Raw genomic sequence first — 11,478 nt, forward strand, 5'->3', positions numbered from 1 at the left:
AGAGAAATGCCCGGGGCGGTGGTTAGGGCACCGCCCCGGGCATTCCGCGTTTCGCGCCGCGGCGCGAGGTCGACTAGCGAGCGGACTTGGGCTCGTCGGTGGGCTCGTCGCCCGTGGTGCTGTCAACGGCCGGGGCCTCGGCGGCCGGAGCGGCAACCGGGGGAGCGGCGGCCGGAGTCGGCTCGACGGTGTGCGCGGTCACGGTCTTGATGCTGCCGGTCTCGGAGGCAGCGTGCTCGCGCACGGCGGCCTTCTCGTCGGCGTCGAAGTCGGTGTCGTCATCGAAGTCGAAGTCGGGGCCGTTGTCGACGACAGCGGGCGCTGCCAGGGCGACGTTCTTCGAGATGGAGCGGGCCACAACCATGGCCGCGAGGGTGATGATGAACCCGGTGAGGCCCACGCCGATCAGGGTGGCGCCGAGGTTGCTGCCGGACTGGGCGGAGAAGTACCTCACGTAGTCCGCGGACTGCGAGGTGTAGAAGTCGGCCTGGGTGGCGTTGGAGGAGGTGAGAACCCAGTACCCAACGCCGGTCACGACCACGTCGACCAGCCACAGCAGCGCCAGGACGAGGTTGAACTTGGACAGGGGACGAGCGGTGCTGTTCTGGGACATAACTTCCTTCGTTGATTGAGCGGCCGGTGACGACCTCGCGTCACGCTACGCACCATTCCTATGGACAACCTATGTACAAGCAGGGAATCGCAGAAACGCCCCCTGTGCCCCTCCGCTGGTCGAGCCCCCATCCGCTGGTCGAGCCCCCTCTCCGCTGGTCGAGTTGGTCGAGACCCCGCAACCCAATCTCTCAAGTCCCCGCCTCGCTGGTCGAGCCTGTCGAGACCTCGTAACCAATCTGCGCCCCAACCTACGTCCATCCCGCACCCTGTCAACCGCACCTACCTCCCCAAACCCACCCACCCCACCCAAATGTGCACGCAACCCCTCCGCCGAGGCTGTAAGCTAGTCCAGTTGTCTCCGGTAGATGCCTTCACAGGAATTCACCGGGAAACGGCGGGCTGTAGCGCAGCTTGGTAGCGCACCTGACTGGGGGTCAGGGGGTCGCAGGTTCAAATCCTGTCAGCCCGACCAAATGTCCCGGAAACTCAAGGGTTTCCGGGACTTTTTTGGTTAAGAGATTTGATGTTCCCATCACTACCCCATCACTTTCAGCCCATTTCCGCCGCTTTTCCGGCCCTGTCATCTGAGGCGCTGAGGTCGGTTTCGGTCCTTCCCGATCATCCGGGATCGCCCGGCACACCTCTTGGGTATGAGCATTCACAACGAGAACCCGACTTCTGTTCCCACCGACGACTGGGGCTTGGAGCCCCTGATGGACGTCCACGAGCTGGCCGCCTACTTAGGTATCCCGATCTCCACGGTCTACGACTGGCGGGTGCATGGCAAAGGCCCCGCCGCGTACCGGTTCGGCAAACACCTCAAGTTCGCCATCTCCGATGTGCGGGCCTGGACCGCCCAACAGCGCGAACCCACCAGCGAGCTCAGGCGCCCCGATCGGCGGTGAGCTGAGATGCCCCGGCAGCGGTTGACGATCGGTACCTTCGGCGACATCAGCACCCGCCAGATGCCGAGCGGACGCTACGAGGCACGAACCCGCTACCGCGACTGGGACGGTCACGCACGACTGGTGCAAGGCACGGGTGCCACCGCCAAGGCCGCCGAACGGGCGCTGAAGGCCAAGCTCGCCGACCGGGACCTGTTCCAACCCGCCGACACGTCGCTCACGCCGGACAGCCTGTTCAGGGACTTGGTCACCTACTGGTTGGAGGATATCGACCTGGAGGACCGGATCTCCCGGACCACCCGGAACCTGTACGAGCGCAACATGCGCACCCTCGTCTCACCTGCCTTCGATCATCTCGCGCTGCGGGAAATCGGTGTGGCGCGGTGTGACAAGTTCATCAAGCAGCTGGCGAAGATCTCCTACAACCGCGCCAAGCAGGCCCGGGTAGTGCTTGGCTCGCCCTCGAGCTTGCGGTGCGGCACGAAGTTCTGCCGCGCAACCCGATGGACCACGTCGCCCGCCTCCACCGCGAGCCGCACGTCCCCGCTGCGCTCATGGCCCCAGAGGTCAATGTGATCCGCGCGGCGATTGCTCAGTGGGAGAGCGCCGTCGACCATACCTCCGGCCCTAAGCCCGATGGCCAGCTCGGCGCGATGATCGAGGTCATGCTCGGCACCTCAGCCCGGATCGGCGAGGTCCTGGCCATCCGCCGCCGGGACATCGACATCACCAGCCCCGTGCCCTCCATCCGCCTGGCCGGCACCATCGTCAGCCGCAAGGGCGAGCAGACCTTCCGGCAGGACCACCCCAAAACCGCCAAGTCCACTCGCGTTGTCGCCATCCCCACTTTCACCGCCGACGCGGTCCGCCGGCGCCTCGCCAAGGTCGGGAGCATGGGCCTGGATGACCTCCTGTTCCAATCCCGGGACGGCACCCCGTTAACGACGGGCAACGTGCGCCGGCAACTCCGACAGGTGCTCGAGGGTGCCGGCATCAACGGAGTGACCCCGCACATGTTCCGCCGTACGGTCGCCACCGCGGTCAACACCAACGCCAGCGTCGAACTTGCCGCAGAACTGCTCGGCCACACGGACACCAGGGTCACGGTGATGCACTACATCCAACGCAGCGAACTGGTGAACCCGGCCACCGCCGCACTCCTCGATCGCGCGTTCGCGAAGGATGAAGACTGACCACGGTGCTGCCACCGTGGCAGCACCGCACCATCTGGGGTTATGCCGCTTGGAACCGAATCTGTGGCCCGAGCGCCGCAGCTATCCTGACCGTGCTCGCGATAGATGCTGACTTCTCACGGTGCCGCCACGGCGGCGGCGCCGTGCCATCTGGGGTTTTGTAGTGCCGAGGCAAATCTGCCTAAGTGGCCCTCAACTGTCGTTTCGCGGATGTCGATCGCTTGCGGTGATGCCGCTGCGGCCCCACCATGCGATCTGGGGTTTTGTCGCTTCGCAGGGAATCTTCGCTTCGGACCGCCGCGCTCACCGACCGGCATTGGCGAGAGATGACCACCGTTCACGGTTGTGCCACGGTGGCCCCACCGTCCCATCTGGAATTTTACCGAGGGCCCGAGAATCAGATCGTCCATGCAATGTTCGGGCTTTCTAAGATCTACCTTCCATTTTGCGCCGAGGATCGAGCGTTTTCAATCATTCCATCATCGAAAGCGGGGGGAATGTCCGTAACTTCCTTGGAGGGCATCCTGAGGGCCTGCCATTCTCGATGTACACGTTCGCGTCCTCGCCCGACTGGCCTATCTCGTTCTGTTGTTCTCTCGTGAGTTGCGCCTTGACCGCGAGGATCAGCGCCCGCTCTGCATCCGAGCCGAGCTGATGCTGGGTAGCAAGCCCGCAGTCCGGCCTTGAAGGCCTCGTGGCGCTCACTGGGTTCTGCGACGGTGATGATGGCGCTTCCGTACGAGGTCGCCGGGTCCAAGCCGTCCATGGCGAACAAATTGATCGAGATGTCGTCCAGCTTCACCAGCGCGCAGGCCAACCTCCCGCAGCCGCAGCGCGGCATCGCCGAAGCAGTCGATGCACTAGCGGTCACGACGCTGCCCGACCTCCAACACTCCGTGAAGTGGGGCAATGGGTACGACGGTGTCGGCGACGGCGGGTGCTTCATCTGCGGCGGCTTCGCGGCTGACACGCACCGCTGTATCGGCACGTCCCGGAATCCCGCATTTCAACGTCGCTTCTTTCGCTTCGCTGGCTTCGAGATCGGCGTCGACCGCTTGGCGCTCGGCGGGAGTCGGCTTATCAAGTCTGAGGCTGGCCGAAGAGACGCCAGAAGAGGGACGAGTTCGGCGCTGAGCGGCCCAATGTCTCCGTCGTAATACACGCCCGCGAGGTCTTTTTTCGACTCGTCATACATGAAGACCGCTCCACGAGGCATGGCGAGCTGATGCTTCTTCACACGGAGATATCTGCGGATGTGCGTCTCCGCGTTGATAGCACTTTCGTGAGCGGGTCGTGTGGCCCAGATCAAGAGCCAGCCCTCGGATTGCTTGGCGGTCCCTGTGAGTGGCGTTGCCAAGCTACGACCTCGGCCATTCGTTGACGGATTGCTGAGCAGATCCTTTCCGTTGCGAGCGAATTGACGCTGTGCGCCCGTCGACCCGGACAGGAGTGTGGCGCCGATGCTGAGCCATCCGGTCACTCGCCTGGATTCTAGCTCGTCGATTAATGCCGCGGCGGGTGAGGTGACCATGGTGGGCTTAGGCGCGTTTACCGTATCCGGATGCCGCGCGGAGTAGAACCACTGGTCCAATTGGTCGGTTCGACTGGTGACGAACTGCGGGACCTGAGTTCTATAGCGTCGCCGATCCGCTGTAGTTGGAGCCGGCATGAACGGAAAAGCAGCCTGGACAGCCTCGGGGTTTGGTTCTACCCAGAGTCCCGCCTCGAAGAAGTAGAGGAAGAGATCAAGTTCATCCGGAGCACTAAACATAATTGTCACTTCGGGGTCGCGTCGCCTCCGTAGGTACAGGAGAAACTCTGCCGGACGCTCAATGAGCTGAGTGATGAGCTCAAGATCATGGAGCGACACAGTCCATGGAATGTTCTCGACGCTAAGTAAATCAGCCTCTATCAAATGTGCCGTAGCCGTCAGCACACTAGCGAGGTCATCGAGGCTGACCGCAATAGTGTGAATCTCTCGAATGTGACTTAGGTCGACCCAGCCTTCGCCCTCAATTCGAAGCCCACCGTCGTGATCGATGCGGTCCCGCATACGCCCGGCTTGGGCAGCCGCCTTGGTGATGATCCCTGTTAGGTCCGTACGAATGCGTTGCTTCTTCCCGCCGCGCGAGAGTGAGCTCAGGGCAACTGCCTTGTCTTCGACAATTATCGCGACGTCATCGAGGACGACGAGGTGATCCCCCTCTACTCGTTTGGTGTACCTCGCAGGGTCCTTGGTGATCTCTTCGTTTTCATTGGCGGCAACGTAGTACTCGAAGGCGTCTCGGAAAAATGCACCCGGTAGAACTCTGTCAAGTGCCACCCGCGTCCTGGCTTCAAGCAAGTCGCCCCGATGCTTTGCATATTTGTCCCAGACAACGGTTGTCTTCAGGTACTCCTCCAAGTTCTCCCGGACCGCGAAGGTGTTGAGAGCATTATGGGCGAGCATCACTCGATCCTCGGCGGCAATAATCAGGGGACGGCTACGCATCGGGTTGTTCCCGGTCACAAAAGCGTCGACGACATCGGAAACTGAGGAAGCTCCGAGGTCGAGCCGAAATCGCTCGATGACTGCGCGGACACGCGTTTCGCTGATGCCTGTGCATTCCGCCAATTCACTGGCAGTCACGGTGACGTCACGAGCCTCCGGTTCAAAGACCGAGTTGAAGGTTTCCCTCGCGCTCTTCACCAGCTCAGGATCGTGCTCCGTACCTTCACCCGAGTCAATCATCGTGGACATCGTCACTGCCATTGCCTCGCGCCGCGCGTTGAGCGCAACCATTTGCAAGTCATGGCAGGCGTTCAGAATGGCGAGTGCTTCACCGGCGTTGAATCCAAGTCCGGTAGTGAGCGCTGCTTGGATGACTGAGTCTCCGTCTAAGAGTGCGAGATTTGTCTCGCTCACCATTTCCGGGTACGAGAGATTTCGCACCCAAATCTCGGACCCTTGAATGAGCAGCGAAACCATCGACATCTTGTCAGTCGGGTCCGCCTGAGCAGCCGCTCGAAACTGAGCGAGTCGGAGCAGGGCATTTAGCTCCTCCTTCGCTCCTGCGACGAACTCGCTCATCTCTTGCGATTGAACCTCTTTCCCTTGGACCTTAGCGAACGGCGGTTCCGGCCTGACAGCAAGTGCGACCAGCGCGAGCAGTTCCACGTTGGCTGCCCCGGCATCGGCCGAGTTCGCCATTACGCCCTCTGGGGCCATGGGTAGTAGAGACATGCGAGCCACCTCTATAAGCCTGATGGCGTCAAATCGACTCATTTTACTCGCGAGGGCATCAACTGATTCGGCAAATGCAATCTCGATTGCTTCCGAAGAAGCGTCCGGGGTCGCGAACTTATTGGCCAAGTCCAGCATTGCGGCCCAACTGTCTGCAATGACCGCGATGTGCGGATCGGTTTCAGCGCCTGGTCCTGCAGCTTGCCCCCGCGAATTCCTCTTGTTGCGTTTTGATCGACCCATCAACGGTCCCTTGTTCGTTCGCTAGTCTGTGAGGTCATGGTTCAGGGTAGTGGCCTCGCTGAACCCGATCTTGATGTGCTCGAACAGTTGAACCGAGGGCATATCGATGGTGGGTCGGTGAGAATTTCAGGCGCACGGCGTGGTCTTCAGTGGCCCAAAGTCGATCGCGCCAAATCGCCCGGCTGGCTGCCCCATTCTGGTCCCAGAGGCGACAGCTGTCGGACGTGTCCAGCCAACGTGTCCAACTAATTTTTGTTTAGACGGCCCTTAGTTCCAGGCAAGAAGGGCAATTCTCGGACCGGCCCCGCCGTGAGTAACTAGAAAGGGGGGGAGCCCGGGAGCTCACTTCTGGCTTATGGGATACGCGCGAACAGTAATGTTTGGACCGGGGGCGCGCCGCGCTTGCATCGATGCGTCGCGGCCAGATGCTTCTCGAGCGGAGAAGGACCATGGATTTCAGCGCGCTACTTCGGGACGCCGAACTCGGACTGCCAACAGAGCCACGGGAGCTGTACGAACAACTCCCGAAAAAGCAAGAAGGATGGGGCTACCTCCGAGACGTACAAGCTCAGATCCTCACGCGTTGGCACGAAGTGCGCGACACAAGAGACATCGTCGTGAAGGTCAATACTGGCGGCGGAAAAACGATAGATGGGCTCGTGATGTTGCAGAGCTACCTCAATGAGGGAATTGCTCCTGCTTTGTACGTCGCACCCGACTCTTATCTCGTTTCTCAGGTAATCAGTGAGGCCGAACATCTCGGGATACAAGCCGTCACCGATCCAGAAGACAGTCGATATTTCTCCGGCGAGGCAATTGCGGTGGTTACCGCCGCGAAGCTCTTCAACGGGCGGTCAGTGTTTTCCGACAACAGACCTACTTCCCAACGAGTGCCCATCGGTGCCGTAGTAATTGACGACGCGCACGCAATTCTGTCGATTCTCCGGGGGCAGATGTCGCTTGAGATCCCCCGCAAGAATGCCACTTTCGACCAACTGCTGAACTTGTTCGAGGATGACCTCAAGGAGCAATCACCTGACGCACTTCTCGACATCCGGGAAGCAACCGGTGGTGGATTTGTCCGTGTCCCGTTCTGGGCAGTGAACTCCAAAATCGACGCCCTCCGGGGTATTCTCCGTGCCCATAGTCCCGCCAACACCAGCGACTTTTCATGGGATGCGATCAGAGAGGTTCTGGAGCTATGCAGGATCGTCTTTACCAGGTCTGCGATCACCATCGTTCCCCCGTGTCCTCCAATCCAGCGCGTGTCGAGCTACGTCGAAGCGAAGCGGCGAATCTTCCTCACCGCAACCCTCGCAAACGACAGTTCCCTCGTCACGGATTTTGGGGTGGAACCAGATCTCGCCAGGGCGCCTATCCAGCCACTCACGGCTGGCGATATCGGAGAGCGCTTGATCCTGGCTCCACAGGAAATCAATCCGTCTATATCGGCGGAAGATATTCGGGCGGCTGTCCACGAGTTAAGCAAGAGCCAAAACACGCTCGTTATCGTCCCCAGCGACAAAGCTATGGACAGATGGGATGGGCTAGCCGACGCCCGCGCCGACAAGAGCAACATGAAGCAAACTGTCGCGAATATGAAGGCCGGGCACGTCGGATTGGTCGTGATGGCGAACAAATACGATGGCATCGACCTACCCCAACGAGCGTGCCGGATCCTCGTTTTGGACGGCCTACCTGAATCGTTTAGCGGCGATGAACGTCTCGAGGCGCTTTTGGCAAAGTCCGCTGCAGGAATCGACGATCGCCAAGTGCAGCGGCTCGAACAGGGCATGGGACGCGCGGTTCGAAGCAACGAAGATCATTGCGTGGTTTTCTTGATCGGGAAAAGGCTCGCACAGCTGACAGTGGACCCACGAACCCTTGAACGCTTCAGCCCCGCGACACAGGCGCAACTCAAAGCATCACGCACTGTAGCTCGGACAATGGATAACACACCCTTGTCGAAGATCGTCGAGACCGCTCGACAGGCCTTAGACCGAGACGAGTCTTGGGTCACGTTTGCGAAAAGGGCTCTCAGAGGGATTGACCCAGGCTTGGCAAGGGTCGAAGAAAGCGCACCAGCATTGCGGCGCTCCTTCGATGACGCTGTCGCTGGGGACCTCCACGGAGCCGCAGAGCAACTCGCGGTTGCTGCTGAAGCGTGCGTGGACCCCCGATTGGCCGGGCAATTGCTTGAGCAGCAAGCGGTTTACATCGGCAGATACGATCCTGCCACGGCACAGAGTGTGCTTGCTGTGGCGCGAGCGAAGAACCCGTATGTAGTCCGTCCTCTTTCTGGTCTGACATTCCGGCCGATCTCCTATCTTGGAGCCCAAGCAGACAAGATGTCGACGCGACTGACACGAATGTTCGGGACGCCAGCACACATGAGGGTAGGGATAGAAGGCGTATTAGAGCGATTGGCATTTGATCCCACGGCCGTCGAGGAATTCGAGGAGGCTCTTATGGAGCTGGGGCTATTTCTTGGAATCGGCTCGCAACGGCCGGAGCGTGAACTCGGAAACGGGCCCGACAATCTATGGGCTATCGAAAGTGGCCGATACTGGGTAATTGAAGCAAAGAGCGGCGCCACCAGTGAATTCGTCGGTAAGCGCGACGCTGCGCAGCTCGGTGCAGCGCTCCAGTGGTTTGGAAACAAGTACCCCGTGGACCAAGCAGCAACGCCAGTGATGATCCACCACTCCCGGAAGCTCTACTCTGACGCCACAGCTCCTACGGGGATGCGGGTTCTCAACATGCGGGCGATGGGCGAACTTAGCGCTTCCGTCCGATCGCTCAGCGAGGGCCTTGCGGCCGAAGGCTGGAACGACCTCGGCCGAGTCGCTGCACTCATTGAAGGCAACCGGCTCCACCCCGACGGCCTAACTGCAAGGCTCATCGCACCGACCGGTGGCACTTCCTAGTTCCGCACCGACGCAGCGCACGCAAGTGTGACGGTCGGGGGTTCCATGTTGAAGCTCCCATGGGCTAGTAAGCCGACCGTCCGCCTCCACGCCGAAACCGATTGGGCGAGCCACGTCGTCGGCTCCCAGTAGTATCCAGGCAACGACGGAGGCTATCGGTGCGATCACGCGGCACGATGCATTTTCAAACCCTTAGATGTGACCAGTGCAAAGGCATTCGAGTGCTGGGCGCGGCTTGCCCCGACTGTGGGGCCAAGGCTCCCAAGAATGAGGTGAACGCTAACGTCGTCCGGCGACGGACGTCAGTCGTTCGAGTCGACGATGAATTGGTCATAAGGCGCGTCCAATTTTCGGGAGCCCAGCATGCGCAGCCCTCGCAGGTCTTAGACGCTATCAAATCGTTCACAAACGCCATCAGCACTTTCGCTGAAACCGATGGTTCCCCTGCCGCCGTTAAGGCGGTGACCGATGCGGTGGCGGCAATTGAGAGCCTGCGCTTTCGGCATGACTCCGTGCAGATCCTGAGACCGGACCTAGCGCTTGCACGAGCTATCAGCCGAACGCTCGCCCAAATATCACTCCTCTGGGAGGCATACAAACCGGTATTGACGGCAAGCACGATGGCAGAGTCTGTGCAGCTTTCTGAAGGAGCGCAGGCTTTACTCGACGGGGCCGGAGAATCTATTCGGAAGCATAACGCCCGCGCTGACGCGGTAGCAGTTTTCGAGGATCACACTGCAGGCAGCCTTTCGGAGCGCGCGCTTAAGGCACTTCGCGTCAACCGCCCAGGCTTATCTCTGCTCGAAGTTGCCTCATTGGGCGCGACCGAGGCGTCCGCGGAAGTAGGCGTCCCCGTTGCTGATGCTCTCGGGGCTCAGTACCTCACGCTCATCGCAGTGGCTGAAGTCCACCTCGATATAGACCGCTTCCGCCGCGTGGCCAGTGAGGCGGCCCAGTTCTGCCATAAGAACAAGCTGCTGAGCGAGATCGCAGCGGCTCCGGAGGCCATCCAAGCGCTAGTAGAAGGGAATCGTGCGTACGCAGAAGCGATCACCGCATTCGAGGCCGTCCTGCAGCACGAGAAGAATGAGACAACGCTCATTCGGCGAATCATCAAACTTCATTCCGAGATATATGAAGGAGTGGGGCTCTATCAGTTCGTCTGGTATGCCCTCCTGTCAGGGATGAAGCAGAAGCCTTTTCATAAATTGGTCATGGAAGGGGCGACAGGTGCCGCTAATACACTTCTTAATTCCGAGATCGCGCCTTGGTTCCAGGGCAGTGATGCTTACTTGCGTCACGCTGGGCAGCACGGGGGCGCGTTCTCAATAGTGGACGGCAGAGTGCTTTTCAAGCTGGACAAGCCCAGAGAGCCGATGCGCGTCGAAGAAGTTATCGACACTATTTTCACTTTTTTCGAGTCCCTTGCTGCCACCTCTTGGGCGCTCTCGAATGCACTCTCCAACGCTGGGATTGAGGTGCCCACTCCGGATGCCGACGCGGCTTACATCGGGATGTCGAAGTTCAAGACCGCCGCGCTCTGGTTGTCCGATAGGGGCGAGGGCGTTTGTCGGTCGGAGGAGAAAGACAATGCGTGGGAATTTGATCTTGACGGCGTTGGTGGCGTTTCAGAGATTGCCTTGACCCTGGCCATGGCGGAGGGCACACTCCCGCACCAAATCTCTGTTCAACGCCACGCTTCTACCGACCCGTGGCTTGAAATACCACTCGACATGTACATTGCGCACGCAGATATGCTCTCCGCAGAACACACTCCATCGGAGTTCCTCATAAGTCTCTTGAAGCTGCGAGCCAGCTGCCATTCAGGGTCGCAGCCTCTAGCTGGCAGTGGTGACTTCAGGTATGCCATTGCCGTGCTCGGGCTGTTCATCCTTAATTCTGACGTGACCATGATCCGTCACATTCGCCAGGTCGAGGTGCTCGCCCGAAACGCTGGGGATCTCGATGCAATAAAGCTAATCCACGAGATCCTTCTTCAGTCTCGGGTCAAAGACCGCCATGCTGCACACAGGCTGAAGGCCCAACTGAACGAATACGTGCGGGAACTAGAACTAAACCTTCCGGAGAGTACCCGAGTCAGGATCCAGAGGTAGAACTGCATCTCCGGCGCAAGCACGCAGGCGCTGGCATCGTGACAGCGGGGCTATCCGGCACGAACTCGGCGTGTCGGCTCCCATCAAACTGAACGAGCCGAGTCATCAGAACAACTGCCCTGAACCTTCCAAGGAATCGTTTGACATCGCATTCCCAGATGAAGTTAGCCGGTAGACGCACTCCGAACTGCTGGACATGCCCTGATTCAATCAGCCGTTGACCACGCCGCTATCTCGTCGAGTCGGCAGCCGGATCGG

At 60.0% G+C, this 11,478-nt stretch carries 7 protein-coding genes and 1 tRNA gene; 6 read left to right on the forward strand and 2 right to left on the reverse strand.

The features are described 5' to 3' along the window. Positions 1–73: 73 nt before the first annotated feature. Positions 74–613 carry a hypothetical protein gene (locus tag CTB96_RS09825; protein ID WP_110126754.1) on the reverse strand — a complete coding sequence of 180 codons (540 nt, stop codon included), beginning with the start codon at positions 611–613 and terminating at the stop codon, positions 74–76. Between the two features lie 397 nt (positions 614–1,010). Here CTB96_RS09825 and CTB96_RS09830 point away from each other — a divergent pair. The 4 genes from CTB96_RS09830 (at position 1,011) to CTB96_RS20780 (ending at position 2,713) form a co-directional block, all read left to right on the forward strand. Continuing rightward, positions 1,011–1,087: transfer RNA gene (locus tag CTB96_RS09830), tRNA-Pro, on the forward strand. 178 nt (positions 1,088–1,265) lie between these two features. Beyond that, complete coding sequence (locus CTB96_RS09835) at positions 1,266–1,520, forward strand: helix-turn-helix transcriptional regulator (protein WP_248283318.1); 255 nt, start codon at positions 1,266–1,268, stop codon at positions 1,518–1,520. Between the two features lie 6 nt (positions 1,521–1,526). After that, the gene (locus tag CTB96_RS20775; protein WP_248283319.1) at positions 1,527–2,096 is read left to right on the forward strand and encodes an N-terminal phage integrase SAM-like domain-containing protein; all 570 of its coding nucleotides are present in this window, start codon (positions 1,527–1,529) and stop codon (positions 2,094–2,096) included. Continuing rightward, the gene (locus tag CTB96_RS20780) at positions 2,075–2,713 is read left to right on the forward strand and encodes a tyrosine-type recombinase/integrase (protein WP_248283320.1); all 639 of its coding nucleotides are present in this window, start codon (positions 2,075–2,077) and stop codon (positions 2,711–2,713) included. Before CTB96_RS20775 ends, CTB96_RS20780 begins: the two co-directional genes overlap by 22 nt. Positions 2,714–3,719: 1,006 nt before the next feature. On the opposite strand, the gene CTB96_RS20330 is transcribed toward CTB96_RS20780, so the two are convergent. Further along, on the reverse strand, positions 3,720–6,179 hold the full coding sequence (locus CTB96_RS20330) for a preprotein translocase subunit SecA (protein ID WP_146215784.1): 2,460 nt from the start codon (positions 6,177–6,179) through the stop codon (positions 3,720–3,722). 449 nt (positions 6,180–6,628) lie between these two features. On the opposite strand from CTB96_RS20330, the gene CTB96_RS09850 reads away from it, so the two are divergent. Beyond that, positions 6,629–9,106, forward strand: a complete 2,478-nt coding sequence (locus CTB96_RS09850) for a helicase C-terminal domain-containing protein (protein ID WP_110128408.1) — start codon at positions 6,629–6,631, stop codon at positions 9,104–9,106. Positions 9,107–9,378: 272 nt separating this feature from the next. Beyond that, the gene (locus CTB96_RS09855) at positions 9,379–11,220 is read left to right on the forward strand and encodes a hypothetical protein (protein ID WP_146215785.1); all 1,842 of its coding nucleotides are present in this window, start codon (positions 9,379–9,381) and stop codon (positions 11,218–11,220) included. Positions 11,221–11,478: the final 258 nt, after the last annotated feature.

Source organism: Cryobacterium arcticum, from assembly GCF_003185895.1.
GTDB lineage: Bacteria > Actinomycetota > Actinomycetes > Actinomycetales > Microbacteriaceae > Cryobacterium > Cryobacterium arcticum.